This is a genomic window from Spirosoma jeollabukense (assembly GCF_054777855.1).
The window spans coordinates 171,307-196,617 of record NZ_BAAHAD010000001.1 but is presented as its reverse complement, the minus strand read 5'-3'; the positions used below and the strand labels follow the sequence as shown (position 1 = coordinate 196,617).

At 52.6% G+C, this 25,311-nt stretch carries 18 protein-coding genes; 8 read left to right on the top strand and 10 right to left on the bottom strand.

Features of this window, described 5'->3' with window-relative positions; all coding sequences use genetic code 11:
* Positions 1–28 precede the first annotated feature (28 nt).
* The 4 genes from ACYVEA_RS00740 to ACYVEA_RS00725 all read right to left on the bottom strand — a co-directional run bounded on the left by ACYVEA_RS00740 (position 29) and on the right by ACYVEA_RS00725 (position 8,224).
* On the bottom strand, positions 29–3,259 hold the full coding sequence (locus ACYVEA_RS00740) for an efflux RND transporter permease subunit (protein ID WP_461111380.1): 3,231 nt from the start codon (positions 3,257–3,259) through the stop codon (positions 29–31).
* 48 nt (positions 3,260–3,307) lie between these two features.
* On the bottom strand, positions 3,308–4,444 hold the full coding sequence (locus ACYVEA_RS00735) for an efflux RND transporter periplasmic adaptor subunit (protein WP_461111379.1): 1,137 nt from the start codon (positions 4,442–4,444) through the stop codon (positions 3,308–3,310).
* Between the two features lie 290 nt (positions 4,445–4,734).
* Positions 4,735–6,450: a tetratricopeptide repeat protein gene (locus tag ACYVEA_RS00730; RefSeq protein ID WP_461111378.1), complete on the bottom strand. Its 1,716-nt coding sequence runs from the start codon at positions 6,448–6,450 to the stop codon at positions 4,735–4,737.
* Positions 6,451–6,682: 232 nt separating this feature from the next.
* Complete coding sequence (locus ACYVEA_RS00725) at positions 6,683–8,224, bottom strand: vanadium-dependent haloperoxidase (RefSeq protein ID WP_461111377.1); 1,542 nt, start codon at positions 8,222–8,224, stop codon at positions 6,683–6,685.
* A 360-nt stretch (positions 8,225–8,584) separates the two neighbouring features.
* On the opposite strand from ACYVEA_RS00725, the gene ACYVEA_RS00720 reads away from it, so the two are divergent.
* The 5 genes from ACYVEA_RS00720 (at position 8,585) to ACYVEA_RS00700 (ending at position 16,596) form a co-directional block, all read left to right on the top strand.
* Positions 8,585–9,259 carry a response regulator transcription factor gene (locus ACYVEA_RS00720; RefSeq protein ID WP_461111376.1) on the top strand — a complete coding sequence of 225 codons (675 nt, stop codon included), beginning with the start codon at positions 8,585–8,587 and terminating at the stop codon, positions 9,257–9,259.
* Between the two features lie 2 nt (positions 9,260–9,261).
* Positions 9,262–10,650, top strand: a complete 1,389-nt coding sequence (locus ACYVEA_RS00715; protein WP_461111375.1) for a HAMP domain-containing sensor histidine kinase — start codon at positions 9,262–9,264, stop codon at positions 10,648–10,650.
* 85 nt (positions 10,651–10,735) lie between these two features.
* Positions 10,736–12,175 carry a TolC family protein gene (locus ACYVEA_RS00710; protein WP_461111374.1) on the top strand — a complete coding sequence of 480 codons (1,440 nt, stop codon included), beginning with the start codon at positions 10,736–10,738 and terminating at the stop codon, positions 12,173–12,175.
* Between the two features lie 5 nt (positions 12,176–12,180).
* Entirely contained in the window at positions 12,181–15,444 is a 3,264-nt protein-coding gene (locus tag ACYVEA_RS00705) for an efflux RND transporter permease subunit (RefSeq protein WP_461111373.1), read from the top strand.
* Between the two features lie 18 nt (positions 15,445–15,462).
* Positions 15,463–16,596 carry an efflux RND transporter periplasmic adaptor subunit gene (locus tag ACYVEA_RS00700; RefSeq protein WP_461111372.1) on the top strand — a complete coding sequence of 378 codons (1,134 nt, stop codon included), beginning with the start codon at positions 15,463–15,465 and terminating at the stop codon, positions 16,594–16,596.
* A 45-nt stretch (positions 16,597–16,641) separates the two neighbouring features.
* On the opposite strand, the gene ACYVEA_RS00695 is transcribed toward ACYVEA_RS00700, so the two are convergent.
* Both ACYVEA_RS00695 and ACYVEA_RS00690 read right to left on the bottom strand, forming a co-directional pair.
* Positions 16,642–16,860 (bottom strand): copper chaperone, encoded by a 219-nt coding sequence (locus tag ACYVEA_RS00695; RefSeq protein WP_461111371.1) that lies wholly within the window; start codon positions 16,858–16,860, stop codon positions 16,642–16,644.
* Positions 16,861–17,043: 183 nt separating this feature from the next.
* The gene (locus ACYVEA_RS00690; RefSeq protein WP_461111370.1) at positions 17,044–17,961 is read right to left on the bottom strand and encodes a hypothetical protein; all 918 of its coding nucleotides are present in this window, start codon (positions 17,959–17,961) and stop codon (positions 17,044–17,046) included.
* A 168-nt stretch (positions 17,962–18,129) separates the two neighbouring features.
* On the opposite strand from ACYVEA_RS00690, the gene ACYVEA_RS00685 reads away from it, so the two are divergent.
* Positions 18,130–19,530, top strand: coding sequence for a chloride channel protein (locus tag ACYVEA_RS00685; protein WP_461111369.1), 1,401 nt, complete (start codon positions 18,130–18,132; stop codon positions 19,528–19,530).
* A 22-nt stretch (positions 19,531–19,552) separates the two neighbouring features.
* Here ACYVEA_RS00685 and ACYVEA_RS00680 read toward each other — a convergent pair whose 3' ends face one another.
* Positions 19,553–20,809 (bottom strand): cation:proton antiporter, encoded by a 1,257-nt coding sequence (locus ACYVEA_RS00680; protein ID WP_461111368.1) that lies wholly within the window; start codon positions 20,807–20,809, stop codon positions 19,553–19,555.
* Between the two features lie 93 nt (positions 20,810–20,902).
* On the opposite strand from ACYVEA_RS00680, the gene ACYVEA_RS00675 reads away from it, so the two are divergent.
* The gene (locus tag ACYVEA_RS00675; RefSeq protein WP_461111367.1) at positions 20,903–22,297 is read left to right on the top strand and encodes a DUF389 domain-containing protein; all 1,395 of its coding nucleotides are present in this window, start codon (positions 20,903–20,905) and stop codon (positions 22,295–22,297) included.
* Between the two features lie 19 nt (positions 22,298–22,316).
* On the opposite strand, the gene ACYVEA_RS00670 is transcribed toward ACYVEA_RS00675, so the two are convergent.
* From ACYVEA_RS00670 to ACYVEA_RS00660, 3 genes are all read right to left on the bottom strand, one after another.
* Entirely contained in the window at positions 22,317–22,520 is a 204-nt protein-coding gene (locus tag ACYVEA_RS00670; protein WP_461111366.1) for a hypothetical protein, read from the bottom strand.
* A gap of 106 nt (positions 22,521–22,626) precedes the next feature.
* Positions 22,627–23,991: a sensor histidine kinase gene (locus ACYVEA_RS00665; protein WP_461111365.1), complete on the bottom strand. Its 1,365-nt coding sequence runs from the start codon at positions 23,989–23,991 to the stop codon at positions 22,627–22,629.
* Between the two features lie 119 nt (positions 23,992–24,110).
* Entirely contained in the window at positions 24,111–24,788 is a 678-nt protein-coding gene (locus ACYVEA_RS00660; protein WP_461111364.1) for a response regulator transcription factor, read from the bottom strand.
* 294 nt (positions 24,789–25,082) lie between these two features.
* Between ACYVEA_RS00660 and ACYVEA_RS00655 the strand changes: the two genes are divergently transcribed.
* Positions 25,083–25,292 (top strand): hypothetical protein, encoded by a 210-nt coding sequence (locus ACYVEA_RS00655; RefSeq protein ID WP_461111363.1) that lies wholly within the window; start codon positions 25,083–25,085, stop codon positions 25,290–25,292.
* Positions 25,293–25,311: the final 19 nt, after the last annotated feature.

Genomic DNA, 25,311 nt, shown 5'->3' with positions numbered 1-25,311 from the left:
CAGAAAATAGCAGCTAGTTCGAATGGACTTATTTATGAATGACGGAGCCATTGATGTGTGTTTGGGTGGATAAACGAACCGACGTCGTGTCGTTCTGTACAGGGTGATTGTTCAGGTTGTCGTTGGTGGGCTGTTTCGTACTAAACCGTTCGGCGAGTTTGGCGAAGAAGACATACAGGCCGGGCACAATGATCAGCCCGAACAACGTACCGGTGAACATTCCCCCAGCCGCTGCCGTACCGATGGACCGGTTGCCCAGTGCCCCAGCGCCTGTGGCCATACAAAGCGGAATCAGACCTGCGATGAAGGCGAACGAAGTCATCAGAATCGGACGTAGCCGCGAAACTGCCCCTTCTACAGCCGCGTCCAGAATGGATAGCCCCTCGCGTTGCCGCTGGCTGGCAAATTCGACAATCAGAATGGCGTTTTTACCCAGTAGTCCAATGAGCATCACCAGGGCTACCTGCGCGTAAATGTTGTTCTGCAATCCCATCAGTTGCAGAAAGAAAAAGGAGCCGAAGATGCCGGTGGGGAGCGACAACAGAACCGATAAAGGCAAAAACACACTCTCGTATTGGGCCATCAGCAGGATATACACGAACACCAGACAGATCGCAAAAATGTAGAGCGCCTGATTGCCCGATTCGACCTCCTCCCGCGACATGCCCGACCATTCGTAGGCGAATCCTTTGGGCAACGTCTGAGCCGCCACTTCCTGAACGGCCTTGATGGCGTCGCCACTGCTGTAGCCGGGAGCCGCGTCGCCATTGATCATGGCTGAAGTGTACATGTTGTAGCGGGTGATCTGCTCGGGACCATAGACGCGTTCCAGCCGGACGAAATTGGAGTACGGGACCATTTCGCCCTGATCGTTCTTGACGCGCATGGTCAGTACGTCTTCGGGTTTGGTTCGGTAGCTGGGAGCGGCCTGCACCATCACTTTATACATTTGCCCGAAGCGGATAAAATTGGATGCATAATAGCTTCCCATCATCGTTTGCAGCGTGCTCATGGCGTTGTCGATGGATACCCCTTTCTGAGACGCTTTCTCCTGATCGACGTGCAGTAAATACTGCGGAAAACTGGGGTCGAAACTGGTAAAGGCATCGCTGATTTCAGGACGTTTTTTCAGGGCCGCAATAAACTGCTGCGCTACGTTGGCTGTTTGGGTGAGATCGCCACTACGTCCCCGATCCAGCATGCGGATTTCAAATCCACTCGAATTGCCGAAGCCGGGCACGGTAGGCGGTGGGAAAAATTGAATCGTCGCGTCGGTAATGTGTTTGGTCTTTTCTTCCAGCGTCGCAATCAGGTCCCGCATCGAAATGGTACGTTCGTCCCAGTGTTTGAGGTTAATCATACCCATGCCATACGAAGCGCCCGCGCCATCGGTCATCAGGCTGAATCCCGCCAGTGTCGATACGTTCTCTACCGATTCCTGCTGGGAGGCAATGGCTTCGATGGCATCCAGCACCTTCTCCGTTCGATCAACGGTGGCACCGACGGGGGTCGTTACGTTGACGTAAATCATGCCCTGGTCTTCGGTTGGAATGAAGCCGCCCGGCAGGATCGTGCTAATGCCCCAGGTCGCCAGCATGAACAGCCCCAGCAGCCCCCACGTAATGACGCTCCGGTTCGCTACCCGACGGAGTAGACCCTGATACTTGCTCGCCAGCAAGTCATAACTTTCATTAAAGCGGGTGAAGAAGCGACCCAGTAGCCCCTGCTTCTTTCCGTGTACGGGACGTAGCAGAATAGCACACAACGCGGGTGTGAGCGTCAGCGCATTGATGCCGGAAATAACAATGGCAATGGCCAGCGTCAGGGAGAACTGCCGGTAGAAAATGCCCACCGGGCCCGTCATGAACGCCACCGGGATAAACACTGCCGACATGACCAGGGTAATGCCCACGATGGCCCCGGCAATCTCGCCCATCGCGGCAAACGTAGCGGCCCGGGGTGTCAACGGGCCAGCTTCGCCACCGGATTCTTCCATTTTGGCGTGAACGGCCTCAACCACCACAATGGCGTTATCGACCACAATACCAATGGCCAGCACCAGCGCAAACAGCGTCAGCAGGTTGATCGAGAAACCGATGGAACTCATAAAGGCGAACGTACCGATCAGGGCCACCGGGACCGCCAGCGCACAAATTAGCGTGGAACGCCAGTCCTGCAAAAACAGAAAGACGATGATGAACACCAGCACGAACGCTTCGATCAGTGTGCGGACCACTTCGTGAATAGACGCGTCCAGAAAGCGCGATACGTCGTAGGCGTAGTTATAGGTCATGCCCGACGGAAACGAGCTTTCTTTCAGCTCCGCCATCCGCGTTTTGACGGCCGCAATAACGTCGCTGGCGTTGGAGCCCGGCCGCTGCTTGAGCATGATGGACGCCGATGGCCGACCGTCGTTTTTGGATAAAACTCCGTAATCCAGCGAACCAAATTCCACCTCGGCTATATCCTTCAACCGCAGCAACGAACCATCGGTATTGGTGCGCAGGATGAGGTTTTCGTATTGGGCCGGTTCGAAAAACTTACCGGTATAACGGAGTACGTATTGCAACGTCTGCGGAGCCTGGTCGGCGCTTTCGCCCGCTTTGCCGGGTGCCGCTTCGACATTCTGCTTGCGAATACCAGCGATCACTTCGTCGGGCGAGATGTCGTAGGCCGTCATGCGGTCGGGTTTGAGCCACACGCGCATGGAGTAATCGCGGCTGCCCATGATGGCGGCAAACCCCACCCCGTCGATCCGTTTGAGTTCGGCCAGTACGTTGATATCGGCAAAGTTGTAAATGAACTTCTCGTCAACTTTTGGATCGTCGCTGACAATGTTGAGGTACAGCAGCATACTGTTTACCTCTTTTTCCGTCACGACTCCCGCCTTGATGACTTCTTCGGGTAGTTCGTCCATCACGGTCGTCACACGGTTCTGTACGTTGACAGCCGCCAGATCGGGGTCCGTACCCACTTTAAAGAAAACCGTGATGAGGGTTGACCCGTCATTCCCCGAAATGGAGGTCATATAGGTCATATTGGGCACCCCGTTGATGGCGCGTTCGAGCGGGGTGGCTACGGCTTTGACACAGACATCGGCGCTGGCACCGGTGTACTTGGTCGTTACGGTGACCGAAGGGGGCACAATGTCGGGAAACTGCGTAACGGGCAGACCCGTCAGGGCCAGCACACCCAGCAGCACAATGACCAGGGAAATAGCCGTAGAGAGTAGGGGTCTTTTTACGAACGTATTGAACATGAGTCAGTTATTTCGGATTAGTCAAGGTAGTGGGCCTTAATTGATTCATTACCGGGCCGATGCGTACAAAGCCTCCAGGCTTTTGGCGGGTAACGACCTGGGTACGATGCGCATGCCGTCTTTCAGGCTTTGAATGCCCTCATAAACAATGCGGTCTCCCGACTTAAGACCCGACTGGACAATGTAAAACTGATCGACCCGGCTGCTCGGGATAAAATTTCGGCTTCTGACGGTATTGTTGGCGTCCACGACGTAGACGAAATTTTTGTCCTGTACCTCAAAAACGGCTTTCTGCGGTACCAGTAGGGCATCATCAACATCCGTAGAGAGTCGAACCTTACCAGTCGATCCGTGTCGGAGCAGTCGTTTGGGGTTGGGAAAGGTAGCCCGGAAGGCAATCGTCCCCGAGTTGTCCTCAAATTCGGTTTCGGTGGTTTCGATTTTGCCTTTGAACGGATAAGCGGAATCATCGGCCAGCAACAGATCGACTTCCCGAACGGTTGTTTTGTCGGGATCGAGTCGCTTTTTGATGAACGACAGGTATTCTTTCTCGGATACGTTGAAATAGGCGTACATCTGCCGAAGATCGGAGATGGAGGTGAGCAGTGCCCCTTCTTCAATCAGGCTGCCCCGTTTGAAGGGTATCCGGTTGATAACGCCATCGAAGGGTGCCCGAATGCTGGTGAGTGATACGTGGAATCGCGCTTTGGCTAAAGCCGATTTGGCGCCGTTGATGCCCGCCCGGGCGGTTTCCATTTTCGATCGGGCGAGCTTCAGTTCCGAGGGCGATATGACGTTTTTATCGACCAGCAATTTCACCCGGCCCATCTCTACCTCGGCGGATTCGGCCTGGGCAATAGCACTCTCCAGCGTAGACTGCGCCCGGTCCACTTCTACCTGAAATTCGGTCGGGTTGAGTTGGAAAAGAAGTTGCCCCTTATGAACCGGTTTCCCTTCATCGACCAGAATTTTATCTAAAAATCCAGCCACCCGGGCGCGTACCTCCACGTTCTGGACGGCTTCGAGATTACTGGCATAATCCCGGTCAAGCGTGGCGTCCTGCTTGGTGAGTTGAATGACCGGCAGCGTCGGCGCGGAGGCTTCCGGTTTTTTTTCGCTTTTCGCCGAGCAGGAAGCCAGCAAGGTACCGATGAACAAGGCTACTATACCCGAATAAGATTTCATACAGGGATTTGGTCTGAACGATGAACGCGTAGCGCCGTAAATGGCAGTCCGTTAAACAGAATGCTACGTTAGCTACCGGTGCAAATACGCCTGGGCAAGTAAAGATCAGCTTAGAAAATTCTTAGAATTTGCTTAGAAGTGGCGAGTCTGGGTTGATTCGACTTGAAAAAGCACAATAATTACTCGCTCCCGTAACAGTTGCTGAACGTTGTAGGCAAGACAAAAAAACCGCTACCCGGAATCAGCGCCCCGGTAGCGGTAAGGTTACATATCAACTACGAAAAAAATAATTACTGATCAGTCGCTTCCGTTTCGGGAGCGGCAATTTTGGCTAAGTCCTTGTTCTCGGGGAAAAACGACAATCCCTTTTTCAGCCATTCGTTGCGGGCGTTTTCATCTTTCGTGACCAGCTCATTGTACGAAATCAAGTACTTGAATGCCAGCACCAGGTCTTTTTTATAGCGCTTCCGTTCGTCCTCCTTATCGGCGGTCATGTTGATGAACTGCTCGAAATACGGCTTCGCTTTTCCGTTGCGGACGGCTTCTTCGGGCGTGTAGGCGTAGTAGTTTGCCTTGGCCCGGTAAAGAACCGTCGGGGCATAATCGGGTGAGGCTTTTTGCGCCAACGCCAAGGCAGAATCGGCCTTGGCAAAGCGAGTGGTATCCCGCACCAGTTTACCAAGACTATCGCGTTGGAAACCAAGTGTATAGTTACTCATGCCGTACCGGAACAAGTCCTGCACGTCGGCCTTGAACCCATGTTTCGCGGCCGAATCGAGTGCGGCTACGGCTTCGGGGTGTTTCTTGGCCCGGTAGTAATATTTGGCGATGTCGCTGTACAGATTCTCCGTCGTATCGAAGGGAGCCGCTTTGGCGAGATTCAGAATGCCTAATGAGTCGTTGATGGCTTTTAACGAATCGCTGCCGGGATTTTCGATGCCTAAATACGCAGTGCCCAGGTATTTGTAATCGTCGGGCATGACCTTTTCGGGCGCTTTTTCCAGGAACGTAGTCAGATTCTGGATGGCTTTCTGCGGCTGTTTCAGCGATGAATACGACCAGCCTTCAATCCGGTATACGATGGGGTTTTGCGCCAGGATGGTACGGTTGCTATCGATCAAATTTACGGCCCGCTGGTAGTCTTTCGCCAGGAAGTGAAACTGAGCCTGACGGAGCAGCGTTTCCTGTCGTTTATCTTTCGATACGTTCACATACTGGTCGATGTAGCTGGCTGCTTCTTTGTAGCGGTTCACCAGAAAATATAACTCGGCTAGTTGGTTATAAGCCGGGGCATACGTAGCGTTGGCTTCAATAGCTTTTTTATAATTCTCTACCGCCAGATTCAGGTTGCGGCCCTGCCAGTAGATATCGCCAATCCGCTGATAAACCCGCGACGGATTCATGCCCAGTTCAACAGCACTTTCATAACGGGAAACCGCCGTTCCGGCATCTTTATTCAGGTAATACGCATCGCCCAGGGCCAGTTGGATTGCCGGATTTTTCTTGTCTCGATCAACGGCCCGATTCAGGTAATCAATGGCTTTGGCGGCATTGACGGCTTTAGGATAAATCGGCTTAATCGAGCCGTTTCCTGGCGTCAGATAACCCGTATACGCTTCGCCGATCCGAAAGAGGATCTCCGCATTTTTGCCTTTACTCTTATCAACAACCTCCGCCAGTTTAGGATCGGCATTGGTCATGTCGTTTTTGACGAGATACGTAATGGCAGCCCCAGTCTGGTTCAATGGGACCCGTTTTTCGTCCATCGGAATGCCTTTCTCGAACCAGATACGGGCTGAATCGGGCTGGCCAGCCCGCAGGTAGCCATAGCCAGCGTCGAAATTCGTTTGTGCAGATGGATGTTGCTGAGCGTTCCGGATCAGAAGCGTTTTGGCTTCGTCGAAACGACCAAGGTTCATCAGGGTATTGGCATCGGGTGCTGGGGTTTGTGCCAACGTAGTGCCCGCCAGCCCCGAGAGAAGTAATACTTTGAGTTGCGTGTTCATGCTGTGCTTAGGTTTAGTGGCTTCAACACGGCGACTCAAGTCGTCTGAAGAAGCCTACGCAAACTACAGCACAGGTCTAAGAAGGGGCTTAAGGATTGCTTAGAATTCGCTTAGAGACGTATTCAAACAAAAACGGCAACTGCCACCGGATAGCGAAGTTGCCGTTTTTTACGATAGCAGAGCCAATAACTACAGGCTCGGCCTGCGTTGGTCTGCTTGTTGAGCCAGCTTGTTAGTGGTGGTTAATAGTAGCCACGGCAGGCGGTATGCGCGGTCCGGCCAGCGGTGGAGACTTATGCATGCCGCTTTGAAAAATATCTTCGGCAATTTTAAGACCTAGCGGTACTCCCCCAATATTTTGCGTTAAATCCATTTCATCATTACTATCTACTGCAAACGCATCGAATAACCAGTGAACACCTAAAAAAACGCGGCTGAATCCATTTTCTACGATCATGCGCCATAGGCCACCGGGAAAATTGCGGACATGGCGTGGGCGTACTGTTCCCTGATTGTCCTGATTAACCCCATTCATCTCTTCAGACACTATTGACAGCCCATCGAAAAAGTGGTCGTTTGCCCGGTTGCCTAGCATAGGATTCGTGCTCCCGGCCGGGACGCTCAGCTTGCCATAAAATAATCGGGTTATGTGCAGCGCGGCTGCCCCGAAGGTTGCATGCCCGGACGGATAAGCTGGGAAATTAGGCGTAAAGTTCTTTGGACGTTCCCGTACGATCTGGCTACGCTGGTACGTACTGGAGTCAGATGAAACGGGCGTATCATACTGTGGGTTAATGGCGTTCGTTGCCGGGCCACCCAAAGGAAGCCAGCTACAGTCGCAGTCGTTGTTAAGATTATTGTCAGCGGTAGCTGCCATCCCCATCGACTGGTCATGCTCACGAATGCCGACTACTGGCCGCCAGAAATTATGCTTATATTTTTCGTCCCAGGCCAAAATACCGGCGTCACCCATCGCTACGTTGGCTAGTGTAAACAAACGGGCATTCTGGGCTTCTGTGTTATTACGGGCAATGGCAAGTGTACGGATAATCTGGTTATAGAATCGAGGAGGAGTTCCCAGACCAACAGCACCGTCATAAGCCCAGAATAGACCCATAACCGTTTCGTCGTTGGTGCGGGAATGAGTGCGGTTAGGTATTGTACCGAGTAAACTAGTAGCAATGCCTTTCTCCCGCACCTGCCGCAGCGCCTTAACATAAGACGGACTCTCAAATGGAGGGGGCATTAGGGTATGCCGATCTGTAATGGCAAACCCACCCGACTGAGCGCCATAGAAAGGGGAATAAAATCCCTGATTTGGATTATCGGGGTCTACTTTGTGCTTTCCCCGGGCAAGCGATGGCAGATAGCCATCATCTTTAGCCCCAGGATCGCCAGCCCGCAGCATTAAGATGTCCTTTGCTATCATAAGCCCAAGCTCATGGCCTGGATTCAATACATCCCCAGCTTCGGCCAGGCTGGTATCGAACAGGGTGCGCTGACTCGGATACAGCGTCCAGAGCGTTGTATGAGCTGCTGCCGATACGGTTGCCCGGGCCGTTGCTCCAACCGGTACCGCGTGGGTAAGGGGTATGTACGATGTAAAGTCCAGGCCAGGAGTTGTAGCTACAAACGAATCGTGCATAGCAATATGGACAATCGCCAGTGCTCGCGAGCTTAGAGTAGGACCGGTTTGCTCCATTTTTCGGTTGGTGTGGCTTATACGGTTTGCCTCTAGAGCTACGGCATTCCAGTACAAAATAATATCGCCCATTGTTTTGGTCGGTTAAAGGGTGAATTGGTAAAAATGTCTCATTTGTTTAGTCGAACTTCAATGGCTGGAAGTAAACATATGAGGCTGTAAATATCGACTTTCATTCACCAGCCAGACAAGGAGAATTTTCCCGTATTCTTGTATTTAAGTTTCTGACTTTCTGCTTATTAAATAGCTATTTTAGTCCATTATGAGTTGGTGTAAATACCTTTTAGATAAAATGCCATAAGATCATATCGATACAGCCAAAGGGTAACCTCTCCAGCTTATCAGAGTTATCAAAATAAACTTACTTTGTCAGGACAGAAACGAGCTTTTGCAAAGGCCACAAAAGACCACGTAATTTATTGATACTTACTGATGAAGATATTACTCGTTGAAGATGAAGTTAGTCTGGCGTCTTTCATTCGCAAAGGCGTGGAGAGTGAAGGGTACGAAATTGATCTGGCCTACGACGGCCTGGTGGGCAGAAGTCTGGCCGATAACAATACGTACGATGTCATTGTGCTGGACGTTAATTTGCCGCATATCAACGGCTTTGAGCTATGTCGACATATTAAACGGGAGGCTCCCCGCCAATCGGTCATGCTACTGACGGCGCTGGATAGTCTGCCCGATAAAGAAAATGGATTTGGGGCGGGTGCCGACGACTACCTGGTGAAACCCTTTGAGTTTCGTGAGCTGATGCTACGGATCAAAGCACTGGCCCGGCGAAACAGTGACTTTACGGGTATGAAAACAATACTTCGGGTGGCTGATCTGGTGCTCGATACCGAAGGGCATTCGGTTACCCGTGCTGGTCAGCGCATCGACCTGACGGCCCGCGAATACGCCTTACTGGAATACCTGATGGTCAATCAGGGGCGAACCGTGAGTCGGGTCGACATTGCCGAAAAAGTGTGGGACCTGCATTTTGATACAAACACCAACGTGATCGAGGTCTATATCAATTACCTGCGCAAGAAGATCGATAAAGAGTTCAGCCCGAAGCTGTTGCATACCATTGTAGGCATGGGCTATGTTTTACGCGGCTAGCTATGCAGATCAAACACAAGCTCATTCTCTGGTTCTCGTCACTGGTGGCGAGTATTCTGCTTATTTTTTCGGTCTATGTGTATAGTACTTATGCCAATTTCCGGCAGCGATCCATTGAAGACCGGCTGGCGCGCAAAGCCCGCGTAACCGAGCAACTGCTGACGCTCAAAGGAGCGGTGGCGGGCAGCGTCATTACGTCCATGCCCGAGCAGGTTGAGTTTGTCTATTCCCCCACCGACAGTTTGATTTACACCAGTCAGCCAGCCAACGATTTTGTGGCTCAACCTGCCTTCCGACAACGCGTTCGGCGGGAGCGACTGGTTCGGTTTAGTTACGAAAGCCCTGGCCATACCTACCCTAAAGATGGCGTGGCGCTGACCTATGCGGGCGTCTCGCCCGACCCCGATGGCCGGGAATACGTAGCCATCGCTACTGCTTATGATCAGGATGGCTATCAGCGCCAGAAGGATCTGCGCGATCTGTTTATCGGTGGTAATGTGGTCGCCATCGGCCTGGTTATTTTGCTGGGGTACGCCTTTTCCCGGCAGGCGCTCAAACCACTCAACAACCTGATCGACCAGATCAATACCCCCGCAGCCAGTACGTTGCCCTTCCGGCTCCGGGCCGACAATCCGCAGGACGAAGTGGGCGTACTGGCACAGGCTTTCAATAATTTGCTCTCCCGGCAGGAGCGGCTGGTGGAGAATCAACGGTCCTTCATTGCCCAGGCTTCGCACGAACTGCGTACACCCCTAACGACAATTAAAGGCTGGCTGGAAACGTCCATTTTGTATGATGGTGACGCTGATAGTCTCAAACGTGGCATGGCGCAGGCAGTTACCGAACTGGATAAACTCACGGCCTTGTCCAATGGCCTGTTACAACTGGCCCGCATTGACGGCGTTGACGCCCAGCTTGACCGCCAGCCTCTCGAACTGGTCGACATTGTGCTCGATGCGGCTGATACACTGGGCAAGCAGCGCGTCGGGCAAGCCTTGTCCGTTCAGCTCAGCGATGGTATCCTCGAACAGCCAATGCCCGTTACGGTTTGGGGTAATGCGTATCTGCTGAAAACAGCCCTGCTGAATCTGTTGGACAATGCGGCCAAATACTCCGATGGGCAGCCCGTCACGCTGTGTCTGGAAATGGACACTGAAGAGCGGGCCCGCATCCGCATTGAAGACCGGGGCATCGGTCTGGCACCGGGTGAGGAAGAGCGCGTGTTGCTGCCGTTGGTCCGCGGGTCTAACGTACAGGCCATCGATGGTTTCGGGATTGGGTTAACCCTGGCCCATCGCATTATTTCCCTGCACCAGGGACAGCTACACCTACGGCCCCGCCCGGGAGGAGGCACCATTACGGAAGTTATCCTGCCCTTGCCGTTGGCTTAATCCCCCTCTAATAACATCTAATCTGGCTCTAATTTTGCTCTAATCTCCCGCCGGTAGCTTTGGCCTTATTCATCGAAACAGGCTCATGCTCAGCGGAGATAAACAATATGTTTGGTTACTGACAATCCTGGCCAGTTTCTGGATTGAACCAAGTCTGGCGCAACCGGTCGACACCCAGTCTGGCCCAACGAACCCGCTTACGCTTCCCAAAGCGCTGGAAATGGCCCAAACCAATTACCCCGGCCTGCGCGGAAAACAAGCCAACATTCGGGCTGCCGAAGCCGATGCGCAAGTGTTGAACCTGGCCCTTTTGCCCCAGGCGGGTGTGCAGGCGCAGACGTTGAACGCTACGTCCAATCAGGTTCGCGGAGCCTACGTGTCCAATGGCGGACTCATGCTGCCGATTTCGGGTGTGCGGACCGATGGATTCAATAACCAGGCTACCTGGACCAGCGGGGTGTCGATGGCCGTGGACTGGGAAGCCATTACGTTTGGCCGCCGACAGGCCCGGCGGAGTCAGGCCCGCTTAGCCGTTGAGCAGGCGAACGCCGACTACGAAGGTGAACTGTTCACCCACCAGGTACGGGTTTGTGACGCGTATCTGTTAGCCCTGAATGCCCAAAAAGCGGTGGCCATACAAACCGCCAATCTCCAGCGGGCCCAGGAACTCCAGCGCATCATTCGGGCCAGTACGGAAGGCGGCCTCCGACCCGGTATCGATAGTGCCGTGGCCAATGCCGAAGTGGCCCGTGCCCGGCTGCAAGTGCTGGAGAGTCAGCAGGTGGCCCAGCAACAGGTGCTTCGGTTAACCGAATTAATTGGTCAGCCAAATCCGACCGCGCAACTGGACTCCATGGCGTTTTATAACCAGCTCCCCCAACTGCCATTAGCGCCCGGCAGCAATCCGGCCCTTCACCCACAATTACGGGTCTTCCAAAAGGCTATTGAACTGGGCCGGGCTAGTGAAACCTTGTTAAAGGCGGCTGCGCTACCCTCCATTTCAGTGCTGGGATCGCTTCAGGGGCGTGGCTCGGGTATCAGCGAACAGGCTCAGCCCGACGGTACGTTCCGCATTGACCCCTCACTGGGTGCTGGCTTACCCTTACGGTCCTATAACTACATTCTCGGCGTAACGGCCATCTGGCGGCCTACCGACTTATGGCGGACAAAATATGCACTGTCGGCCCAAAAAGAACGTATTAATGCCAGTCAGCAAGCCTACGACCAGCAGGCGCTGGGCATTCAGGCGGCTAGTCAAAACGCCATTCTCCAACTGCAACTGGCGCAGGCCCGCGCCGAACAGGCTCCCCTCCAACTGGATGCCGCGAAACAGGCCTATATTCAGTCGCAGGCCCGCTACGAATCGGGTCTGGACAATATTCAGGCGCTGACTCAAACGAGTGCCCTGCTGAATCGGGCTGAGGTCGATCAGGCACTGGTGACGAACAGTGTCTGGCGGGCGCTGCTGCTACGTGCTGCAACCGCCGGTGATTTAGATTTCTTCCTTCAACAACTTCCCCGCTAACGATCATGATCAAAGCTGCCTTAACCAAGCCCATTACCGTGATCGTCGCATTGGCGGGCGTTATTTTGTTTGCGGTGCTGGCGCTGCTTCAGATTCCGGTCGATATTTTCCCCCGGCTCAACCTCCCCACGATTTACATTGCCCAGCCCTATGGGGGCATGACCCCCGCCCAGATGGAAGGCTTTATTGCGACTCGGTACCAGAACCAGTTGCTCTACGTATCGGGCATCAAAGCGGTGGAAGTGAAAAATATTCAGGGTTTGTGTTTGGTCAAATGTACGTTTTACGAAGACGTGAACATGGCGCAGGTATCGGGTGAAGTGGCCAATCAGGTGAGTCGGGTCATGAATTACCTGCCGCCGGGTACCGTACCGCCAACCGTTGTGCGCTTCGATGCGTCGAGCTTGCCCGTGGGGCAGTTGGTGTTCAGCAGCCGTCGGGCATCGCTGGGCGAGATGCAGGATTTAGCCTCTACCCGCATCCGGCCCCTGTTTTCCCAGATTCCGGGCGCATCGGCTCCCCCACCATTCGGAGGTAACGAACGTACTGTGGTCGTGAAAGTCGATCCCGAACGGATGCGCAGCTACGAGTTGACTCCCGACGAAATTGTGCAGTCGGTGGTGAAAAATAACCAGATTTCACCCGCAGGCAGCGTTCAGATAGGCGATTATACCGTCATGACGCCTAGCAATACGGTTCTCGACAAAGTAGGGGAGTTCATGAACATTCCCTTGCGGAAAGGGGTAGGGCCAACCGTGTTTTTGCGCGACGTAGCGACGGTGGAAGATGCCACCGACATACCGGTAGGTTATGCGCTGGTTAACGGGAAACGATCCGTTTACATTCCGGTCACCAAAAGCGCCGATGCCTCCACGATGAGCGTCGTGAGCGCGCTGAAAGCCAAACTTCCCGAAATGAAAGCCCTGCTGCCCGATGATGTGCAGCTTACTTACGAGTTCGACCAGTCGGTCTACGTCACGCAGGCGGTGCATAGTCTGGCCGTTGAAGGTGGCCTGGGTGCTATTCTGACGGGGTTGATGGTGCTGTTGTTTCTGGGCGACTGGCGCAGTTCGTTGATTGTCATTCTGACCATTCCGGTGTCAATCCTGAGTGCTATTTTACTGCTCAACCTGACCGGGCAAACCATCAATATCATGACCCTGTCGGGGCTGGCACTGGCCATCGGCATTCTGGTCGATCAGGCAACGGTCGTGATTGAGAACATTCACCAGCACCTGGAGATGGGAAAGCCCAAAGCCAGGGCCATTCTGGATGCCTGTCAGGAAATGTCGTTTCCATTGCTCCTTATTACGTTGTGTATTCTGGCGGTTTTTGCCCCGGCTTTTCTGATGACGGGCGTACCGCGGGGCATGTTCCTGCCGCTCTCGTTATCGGTTGGCTTTTCGATCATTGTCTCCTACGTTCTGTCGCAGGTTTTTGTGCCGGTAGTGGCCAACTGGTGGCTGAAAAGCCACGAACACGCCGGCCCACACGAGCTGAGCATCCTGCCCGATCTGAATCATCAGCCCGAAAACCGACAGGAGACGTATGAAGAAAAACACCCCGAAAAAGTAACCGGTTTCGAGCGTTTCAAGCTGGGCTACCTGCGGTTGCTGGATAGGCTGCTGGCCCACCGAACGCTGGTCATTAGCGTTTATGTGCTCGTTTGTGCACTTATGATCGGCATCGGGTTCACGCAGATTGGCCAGGATATGATGCCCCGCCAAAATCACGCGCACCAGTTTCAGGTACGTATCGTGGGACCGCAGGGCTTGCGCATCGAACGGACGGAAGAGCTGACCAAGCGGGTTATCCAGCAGATTAAGGATATTGTTGGGGCCAGGAACGTTGCCATTTCGTCGGCTTTTGTGGGGATGACGCCTTCCAGCTATGGCACCAGCGCGCTGTACGTTTTCAACTCCGGGCCGCACGAAGCCGTCCTGCAAATCAATCTCTCGGACGAGTATCCGGTCGAGTCGATGGACGCGCTGAAAGAACAGATTCGCCAGCGGGTTCACCATAAATTGCCCAACGTTCGTCTGTCGTTCGAACCCATCGATTTGACCGACAAGATCATGAGCCAGGGGGCACAAACGCCCATCGAAGTCTTGGTGGGAGGTAAAGACCTTAAAGAAGGCCAGCATTACGCCAATCGACTCCTGACCCGGCTGCACGAGATTCCGTACCTGCGCGACCTGCGCATCAACCAACCACTGAGCTATCCGACCGTGTCAATAAAAGTAGACCGTGAACGGGCTGCTCAACTGGGGCTGAGTACCGATGAGATTTCCAAATCGCTGGTGGCCGCTACGTCATCCAGCCGATTTACGGCGAAGAATTTATGGCTCGATCAATCGAAAGGGTTTGCTTACCAGGTACAAATTCAGCTAGAGCAGGATCAGATGAAGTCGGTGGCTGATATTCAGGCCATTCCACTGGTAAAAGGGCAGCTCCGGCCAACGCTGGGTGACGTAGCGACGATCACACCCACCACCGTGCCGGGTCAATATGATCGCATCGGCCCCCGACGGATCATCACCGTGTCGGCCAACATCAACAACCAGGATTTAGGTACGGCCACGCGGGATGTACAGGCGGCCATAACGGCTGCCGGACAACCACCCAAAGGCTCGGTGGTTGAATTACGGGGATTGGCTCAACTGCTTCAGGAAACGCTCAGTAGCCTTCAGTTCGGACTGGGGCTGGCCATTGTGGTGATTTTCCTGCTGCTAGCCGCTAACTATCAGTCCTTCAAAGTGGCCAGTGTGGCACTGGTCAGCATACCGGCCGTGCTGGCGGGTTCCCTCACGCTGCTTTTAATAACGGGGCAGACGCTGAATCTTCAATCGTACATGGGCATTATCATGTCGGTAGGGGTGTCGGTGGCCAATGCGCTGTTGCTGGTGACCAATGCCGAATCCTTACGACTACGTTATCGCGATGCCCGGGCGGCTGCACGGGTAGCGGGTGCGGCCCGGCTGAGACCTATTTTAATGACAGCGCTAGCCATGATTGCCGGGATGATTCCGATGGCGAGTGGGCTGGGTGAATCCGGCGAACAAACCGCCCCGCTGGGCCGGGCCGTGATTGGCGGTCTGTTCTTTTCAACGATTGCGGCACTACTGATTCTGCCCGTCGTTTTTGCGGCCATACAACGTAAAACAGCGTTCGATTCGCCTTCCCTTGATCCGGATGATCCGACCAGCACCGTCTACGATGGTCGGCCTGCAGCGCTCGCTGAATCACCCGAAACCACACTTACCTACTAACCAGACGACTCCCACATCATGCATCTCTATTCTGTTCTCCGCCTTGGTTTATACGTAGCGTTTATCACTGGTATGGGATTCCTGTTGAGCCAGTGCGGCAACTCATCCGCCGAAAAAAGCCGGATGGCCGAAGCACCCGTTGAGGAAGAAATCCGGTACGAAGCCATTCGGGTGGCGGCTTCCCGGCCCGCATCAGAGTTGAATCTGCCGGGTGAACTGGAAAGCTACTACGAAACGGATCTATACCCACGCGTTAGTAGCTACGTCAAAGCGCTGCACGTCGATATTGGGGATCAGGTAAAGAAGGGACAGGTCCTGGCCGAGCTGGAAGCCCCCGAACTGACGGCCAATCTGACCGAAGCGTACTCGAAAGTGAAAGCCGCCGAAGCTGTATATGGTGCCAGCAAAGGCATTTTCCTGCGCGTGCTGCGGACCAGCCGTACGCAGGGAGCCATTTCGCCCGTCGATTTGGAAACGGCCCGGACCAAAGCCATATCGGATAGTCTGGGTGTCGTGGCGGCTAACGCGCATTACAGTTCGGTACAGCAACTGGTGAGTTATCTCAAAATAACGGCTCCCTTCACAGGGGTTATTACCGACCGTCGATTGTCGCCGGGCGCGTTTGTGGGGCCGGGCGGACAGAACGGTGTACCCATGCTGAAGATCAAACAACTCGACCGGCTCCGGTTGCGCATAGCGGTTCCGGAAGCGTATCTGGGCGATATTCATCGGGGCAATCCGGTCCAGTTTTCGGTCCGTAGCTTTCAGAATCAAACATTTACGGGACGGATCAACCGCATCGCCAATAGCGTGCGACCCGAAACCCGCTCGGAACTGGTCGAAATCGATTTTCAGAATAAAGGTGGTAAGTTGAAGCCCGGTATGTTTGCTTCGGTTCGTTTACCCGTAAGTTCCTCCCGTGAGGGGAGCTTATATGTGCCAAAATCCGCCGTCATCAGTACGCTGGATCAGACATTTGTTCAAAAAGTGGTAGCGGGCAAAGCCGTTCGGGTGACCGTCCAGAAAGGTGACGATTCGGCGGGTCAGATGCAGGTATTTGGTGATCTAAAGCCGGGTGACGTTATCCTGAAAACGGCCAGTGAAGACCTCGCCGACCGGGCATCCGTTAAAACACAGCTGGTGAATCAGTAAGGGTAGACGGGTAAAACTACGCTCATTACGCGTGATAGCTACGGCCTAGCCGTCTACAATTTCGGCCCAGTACCCTGCTTTCCCGACCGCTTTTTGCACCAGATCAGCGATGCGGTTATCGGTGGTTTGGACGGTCAGTAGGTGGTCAGTAACGTCGGTATTAATGTTCCAGCCATCTATCTGTTCGATGGTATTCAGGGGTAACGTAACAGCCGCGACATCGTCACTTGTTTTGATGTTCGTCCTGAAATTTAAGGTTTCCATAAAGTTGATATGATTCGTTTGTTTTTTGTTATACTAGCTTTTGCGTATTACTCTCTGAAGGGCTACTCTTGTTAGGCTTTCTACAGATCCGTCTGCCCCTAAATCCCCTGAAGGGGACTTTGCTTACGCTCGAAAAAGTCCCCTTCAGGGGATTTAGGGGCGATACGTAGTACTTAATACTACCTAAAAAAACCAGAAACTGTCCCGAAGGTGAAATTCAACCGAACCCAGATACGCATCTTTCGTGAAGACAGCCGCCCGATAAATGCCCGGTTTAATACTGGTCTTCGGACTAAGCGTAAAGAAAATGCGCTGTGAAGGGCGGGCAAAATTCACGGCCTGCGTGGCATGCACCGGAATGACTTTGTTTACGTCGGACAACGTAACGGTAGTGCTGTGAAGGGCAGGCATCATCGGCTGCTGCTTCTCGTCGGTCAGGCTCAGGTACACTTCCTGTATGCCTTCCAGTTTCAATACGGGTGGTACATTTAGTGAAATCGTTAGGGTATTGGCCTTCTTCGCTTTGGCCGTCACTTTTTTGTTCGGCTTGCTCACTTCCACCAGAAACGCGTCGCCGGTGATAGCTGAACGCGGCACCAGGGTCAATACCTGGGCATCCAGCGTGCTCAATCGCTGTTGAAGGTCGTGTTGCTGCTGCCTCAATTGTTCGCTCGACTGGCTTTGCCACTTTATTTTATCGCGCATTGCCACTATCTGATTCTCCAGACTATCGCGGGCAATCGATAACCGGTTCAGATGCTGGTTTAACTCTTGGATGGTACGTATCTGACCGGCATTATGCTGACGTAGCGTGTTGACAGCCCGGTTTCGTTCATTCAATTGATCATGTACGCTTTCTAAACGTTTGTCCAGATAAGCCTTATCCGCAGCAGCCGTTTCAAGCTGACTATTCAGGTCGCGAATATCACCTTCGAGCTGGAGTTTGACGGATAGCAATGAATCGGCCCGTTGCTCTGCCTGATCGAAACGGGTGGTCAACGTTCGATTGTTGTTCCAGTAAAGCCCGCCCGCAACACCCAGGCCAATTAGGGTCGCCAGTATCCAGGCCAAAGTGGTGGAGGTACGTTCCGTTGTTTCCATGCACGTATTGGTTTGATAGCTCAGTTATGATGAAGGCAAAAGTGAAATCGCCTGTTTATAGAGGCATTAAAGAGTCCTTAGAATTTGCTTAGACTTTGCCTTTCGCCTAATCATCTGCTAAATCGCTACGTTATCTATATCTATTTGAATCTGTTACTAGTCGACTGCATGTCCAACCGCTTTTCCCGATATGCGCAGGTCCTGGCCTGGCTTGATCAATACGTTATTAAACGGCTTTATACCGAGCGTGTCCGCCGGGTAATCCTCCAGAGTTTACCCTTCTGGGTAGCCTCCCTGCTGACTGGTCTGGTCGCTGTAGGCTACGAAGAACTGTTTGTGTGGGCCGAACAACTCAGTTTTTCCTGGATGCACAGGCATTCTTACCTGACGTTTATCACGACACCCATAGCTTTTCTGGTTGCCTGGTGGCTGGTGGCCAAGCTGGCTCCGGCGGCTCGTGGGAGTGGTATCCCGCAAGTAATGGCCGGTATCGAACTGTCAAATCCGACCACGCATGCACGTATCTCATATCTGCTGAGCATTCGGGTAGCCATCGTCAAAGTGCTAAGTAGCGTCGTGTTGTTATTGGGTGGCGGGGTTATTGGTCGGGAGGGGCCAACCATCCAGATCTCAGCGGCTATTTTTCGGGCTATAAATCGCCTGCAACCGGCGGGGTGGCCGCAGTTATCCCGGCAGATTGCGCTGGTTACGGGTGGGGCGGCTGGTTTGGCAGCCGCCTTCAATACACCGCTGGGGGGCATTGTCTTTGTGGTAGAAGAGCTTACCCAGACGCACATCACCCGGTTTCGAACGGCGGTTTTTACGGCCGTTATCATTGCCGGTATGACCGCTCAGGCCATTCAGGGTCCTTATTTGTACCTGGGTTTTCCAAAAGTTACCGCGTCGACGGGCTGGTTTCTGGGTATTGTCGTATTAGTTGCCATGGTTTGTGGTCTGGCGGGCGCGTTGCTGGCCAAATCGTTATTGTGGCTGAATGCCTATCGGCAGCGGTTTAGCACGTTGCCGGAAAAAGCGGTCTGGGTGGCTGCCTGCGGACTCATGCTGGCCGGACTCGCTTTCTGGGTCGGCACGGAGGCCGTTGGCACCGGAAAACCCATCATTAACCGACTATTGTTTCAAAATGACCATTTAACGCCCTGGTATCTCTTTCCGGTGCGGTTTGCCGGTATGGCGCTCAGTTACAGCGGTGGAGCCGCCGGTGGTATTTTTGCTACGTCGTTAAGTGCCGGGGCTATTCTGGGAGATGGCCTTGCCCGACTGATACATGTAGCGCCTGGCGACACGAATCTGGTTATTCTGGTGAGTATGGTCAGTTTTCTGACAGGTGTCGTCCGGTCGCCCTTTACAGCGGCCATTCTGGTGCTGGAAATGACCGATCGGCATTCGGCTATTTTTCAATTATTGCTGGGTGGTCTGATGGCGCAGGGAGCGGCTTCGCTGGTTGACCCCGTATCGTTTTATGAGCATTTAAAAGAAGGATTTGTCCGTGAAACGATGGCACAACCGATTGTCAGTGAACTCAAAGGAACAGAAATAGAAACTAAATAGGTGGCCAGGTTTATTCTGGCGCTCACTTCGTTTTGTCGGGTGGGTATAACCGCCGAATAAGCCGTTCTATGGTTAATCCCTGTCCAATTACGGAGAACAACACGACCGCATACGTTATGGTGACGATGAAATCTTTCTGCGGTAACGAACCGTCAATGGACAAAGCCATGGCAATGGAAAGGCCTCCCCGTAGCCCGCCCCAGGTCAGCATTACCGGTGCATTTTTGTCGAGGTCGAGCCAGCGACGAGCCAGTGTAAAGGGAATTAGAATGGCTAAATACCTGGACAGCAAGACCAGTAGTACGACAAGCAGGTATATTGACCATTGGGTAACTTGAAAGTCAACCAGGAGAAGCTCAAGGCCAATCAGGACAAAAAGCAAGGCATTCAGAATCCCGTCGACTAACTCCCAGAATTTGTCGACATACTCTTCCGTAAGCTGGCTCATGGCATCCTGACGGCTATTATGACCTCCCACCAGAAGTCCGGCTACCACCATCGCCAACGGCCCGGAAATATGAAGTTTCTGCGCCAGTAAGTAGCCACCCATAACACCCGCTACCGTTATGATTACTTCGGTCTGGTAATGATTGATCGAACGCAGCAGCCAGAACATGCCATACCCCAGAACGATCCCAAAAACGACACCTCCTCCGGCTTCTTCGAGAAATAGTAAAGCTATTTCACCGGCACTGATGCTGTCGGCACCGTTTATGACAATCCGGTAAATCGAGGCAAATATAACAACGCCCACTCCGTCGTTAAAAAGCGATTCGCCAACAATATTAAGTTTGACATTATCCGGCAGTTTGAATTTGCTCAGAATTCCCAATACGGCGATTGGGTCGGTGGGTGAAATCAAGGCGCCAAACAGCAGGCAAAGCGGGAATGATAACGTCAGGTCAAGATGCCGGGTCAGCAAGTAAAGTCCTGTTCCAACCAGGGCGGTGCTTAGTAACACACCAATAAAAGCAAACAGCATAACGGATCGGCGTTCGACGCGTAGTTTAGCCGAGTCGGTATGGAAAGCGCCTGCGAAAAGCAGGAAGCTTAGCATGACATCGAAAAGAGCTTTTTTAAAATCAATTTTTGCAACCGTCTGACGAACAGCGGCTAACTGATCCGGGTAGATCGAGTTCAGGCCAATCAGCAGGACGGAAAAGCTGAGGGAGCAGACCATAATGCCAATGGCATCGGGAAGTTTAAGCAGCTTGGTATTCAGATAAGCAAACACCGCTGAAGCAACGATAAGTAGCGTAATGAGGGAGAATAGATCCATGATTAATTGGCGGAATTGGGCAAGTTTACATTAACTTTCGATTAAAACCGCCGTTTGTTTTATGTAGATAACCAGTAGCTGAACCTGTAACGTATGATTGTCGACGGCCAAAGATCACCCCAAACCAAGAAATCAGACTCATTGACCCGCTTCGGTGAGTTCCTGCGCGAGCGGTTCAGTCTGGAAGAAGATAAACAGGATGAAGCAGATGTGATCGAGTCGATACGTCGGGGCATTGAGTTCAAGGGTATCAATCTCTGGACACTCATCTTCGCCATCTTCATTGCGTCCATTGGTCTGAACGTCAACTCAACGGCGGTTATAATTGGTGCCATGCTGATTTCCCCGCTGATGGGCCCTATAATGGGGATTGGATTCGGTATTGGCATAAATGATCTGGCAATGATTCAGCAGGCGCTGAAGAATTTAAGCATTGCCGTTTTTATTAGTCTGCTGACCTCTACAGTTTACTTTTTTATTAGTCCGCTCCACATTGCCCAGTCTGAACTCCTGGCCCGAACATCGCCCACCGTCTGGGATGCGTTTATCGCTTTTTTTGGTGGTCTGGCCGGTATTGTGGCCGGTTCGCGTCGGGATAAAATGACCAATGTTGTTCCGGGCGTTGCCATTGCTACGGCGCTAATGCCACCCATCTGTACAGCGGGTTATGGACTGGCATCGGGCAACCTGTATTATTTTGCCGGGGCATTTTACCTGTTTCTCATCAACAGCGTTTGCATTAGCCTGGCCACCTTTCTGATTGTTCGATTTCTTAATTATCATCAGAAAGAATACCCTACACCAGAGGTTGAACGCCGGGTGCGAAACACGATCTGGGTGGCGGTCCTTATTGTCGTAGTGCCGAGTAGTTACCTTGGCTATCAGATTGTTCGGAAAACCATTTTTGAACAGAATGCAAAGCGGTTTGTAACCAATGAGTGTAATTTTCAGTACCGGCAGGTCATTAACTACGTAGCGCGCTTCAATCGTCAGCAGAGTACGCTGGAACTTTCGCTGGTGGGCGAGCCGCTACCCAAGGATTCGATCAATTTTCTGCGGACCCAAATGCCAGCCTATGGTCTGACCGATGCGAACCTGGTCGTGAAACAGGGCAGTTTTAAAGATACTGAAATTGACGTAAACGCTCTTAAAACAACCCTGGCCGACCAGGTTATTCAATACAGCCAGGCGACGATTTCCCGAAAAGATCATACCATCGACTCCTTACGTCACTATATTGACCTGACGCAAACGTCGCGATTGCCGGTACCGGATCTGCGGAATGAGCTCAAAATACTCATGCCCGATGTACAAACGTTCACGGCCGCCCGGTCGCTGGTCATGAATGCGACCAGTAACAAACCCGACACGGTCATGCTGGTGTATGCCCGCTTCTCGCGTCGACACACGGCGGGCGAAAAAAGACGGATTGAACGCTGGCTGCAAAGCCGAACGAAAAGCAGGAAAATAAAACTGCTGGTCGAATAACGGATTTAACGTAGCGCGGTCAGGGCAACAGATTGGGTATATCGACGGCCCACGCGATGAGCAACGCCAGCAGGACTAACGCGCTGATCAGTAAAAGTAACCAGTCAGGTTTGCGGGGTTTTTCGTCGTACAGCTGCTTCGAATTAGTTCGGGTTAAGGTTGGGCTGGCTGGCCCTGGCGGAAAGATTGGGGTGTAGGGATGAATTTGATCGTTAGCAGTCATCGTATCGTTCGGTTACGTACCAGGGTAGTTGTTTAGCTAGCCAAAGTTGCCCTTCACGACTTAAGATCCGCTGATAAACTCCTTAAAATCTGCTTAGAGAAGATGGTTATCGGGGCAGGTCGATACTGAATACCGTCGATTTGCCAGCCGCAGACGTAACACTGATCTGCCCCTGATGCAGACGAATAATGCGCTCCACGAGCGATAGGCCCACGCCATAGCCGCGCACATCGGCGGTTTGGCGGCTGCGGTAGAAGGGTTCAAAAATATAGGGCAGGTCGGCTGTCGGGATGGACTGGCCGGTGTTCTGAATCCGGATAGTCACTACGTCCTTACTGAAATTTATCAGTACCAGCGCCTGCCCATCATCGGAAAATTTGCAGGCATTTTCCGTTAGGTTTTTTAAGGCCGTCGCCAGTAAGGTTTTATTACCCTGAACGGCTAGCTGGTTTGGATCATCGGGCAAGGCACCGAGCTCTATGTTGACCTGATACCGAGGATTGATGGCGATGACCTCGTCGCGGATATCCCATACGATTTCGTCCATCCGCACGGTATCGGTCAGTAAGCCAATGGCATCCTCCTGATTGACCTGCGAGAGTTGTAGTAATTCGTGCGTCAGGGCTGCCAGATCACGGACATCATCCAGCACTGAACGTATTGTTTGCTGGTAAGCCTCCGGCTCCCGCTGATTTAACAGGCTGACTTCCAGTTGCGAACTGATCTGGGTAAGTGGGTTTTTTAACTCATGTGATACGTTACCCACAAACATTCGCTGTAGCCGAAATGACTCGGCCACCCGATCCAGCAATCGGTTGATTGTAAGTGACAATCGGCTGATTTCGTCATCTTCTTTATTGACAGCCAGCCGCTCATCCCGATTGCGGGGGAAAATCGCACTGACGATCTGGTCGATCTGCTGCATGGGCTGCAAGGCATCGCCCGCAAAAAACCAGCCCGAAAAAGCCGTAATACCGGCGATCAGGAAAAATAGCCCCGTCAGTGCCCATAAGAGCCGTCGTAAAAACTCATCGCCATAGGTATTTTCGGCACTGGCCACCACCACATATTGACCCGATGCCGTCATGAACCGGGCACCCGACAGGTAATACCGACCCTGTTGAAAATCCTTTTGTTTTTTCTGCCGAATGTCAGCCAGTACAGATTTTGGTATCGTTACTGGCAGGGTTTCATTGGTGATAAAAATGATCGAATCCCGGCTGTCGAACACCATGATTTTCTGGTTGGGTAGCTGATCTTTCCGGATTCGACCCAGTTGCCGAATCAACTGCGCATCCAGTCGATGGCGGATGAGCATATCCCCCGCTGTATTGGCTTTTCGGTCGAGTCGCCGGTAAAAGTCAGACGCAATGAAGTACCAGCAAAAGGCATAAATACTCACAAACGCCAGCAGCAGAATGCTGGATACCAAGCTTGTAAAGCGTAAAGTCAGGCGTTTGCGAATCGTCATAGGGGAGGGGCGTTGGGCAAAGGGGTAAGGACATAGGGGGCGGAGGCTTTTAGGGCGTTGGGCAAGGGGTAAAGTTGCGCATGAACTACCCTCTGCCCTTACCCCTTGCCCAACGCCAATCACTCTTCCTTAAACATATACCCCATACCGAAGTGGGTGTGAATCAGCTTTTTAGGGAAATCCCGGTCAATCTTTTTGCGGAGGTAGTTGATATAAACTTCCACTACGTTGGTGCCGGTATCGAAGTTTAGATCCCAGACGTGCTCGGCAATCGACGGTTTGGACAGCACCCGGCCCTGGTTGCGCATCAGGAATTCCAGCAGCGCAAACTCGCGGGCTGTCAGCTCAATTGGCTGGCCGTCGCGCGTTACCGACTTGGTGTCCAGGTTCATTTCGACACCGCCATATCGTAAGGTCTGGGCCGTCATGGACACCTGCATCCCGCGTTTGGTCAGCGATCGGACCCGAGCCAGTAATTCGGTAAACTGAAACGGTTTGGTCAGGTATTGGTCGGCCCCGGCATCGAAGCCCGAAACCTTGTCTTCGGTTTCTCCCAGCGCGGTCAACATAAGAATGGGAGTAGTTATTCCTTCCGCCCGCAACTGCCGACAGAGTTCATACCCATTCAGGCCCGGCAAAATCAGGTCGGTAATAATGGCCGCATAGTTATTCTTCAATGCCAGACGCTTGGCAATCATCCCATCGTAGGCAATATCGACCTCAAACTGACTTTCTTCGAGCCCCTGCTGAATTGCCTGTAGTGTTTTGGGCTCATCTTCGACAACCAAGAGTTTCATAATGTTCTGAAAAGTAAGGGTTTTTGTTTCTGTAGGAGCCGTTTTTGGGAAAGCGCCGTTTTAGCGAACAGGCTGATTTGTAGAGTAAACGAGTTTACTACGTTCGTGTTCCAAGTAAATTCTAAGGTCTCGTTAAGCGCTCTCTTATCACCCCTGCCTACTTTGCCGATCGTGAGCGGTGAACATGCATTTCGTTCGTGACGTTGGTCCATAGGCTCACATTCTCAGGAGTAGGGCAGGACCAGCGGTTATAAAAAAAGTAATTCCGTTCGATCCTTATAAACCCAAAATAGCATGTTGACTTACGTTATCATAGCAATTCTGATTGTACTCGTAGGCGTTTTAAGTTATTTTACCAGTGCCTGGTTTGGCGTGAAACCCTCAACTACCGACAAAATTCCGCCTTATTACGAGAACCTGCTCCGGCATTTACGGAAGAAGGAAAGTATAGATAAATACACCCAGGGCTCAGGAAATGAGTACGAAATCGTCAGGAAGCGATAAATCAATGAACCTCCAGGGC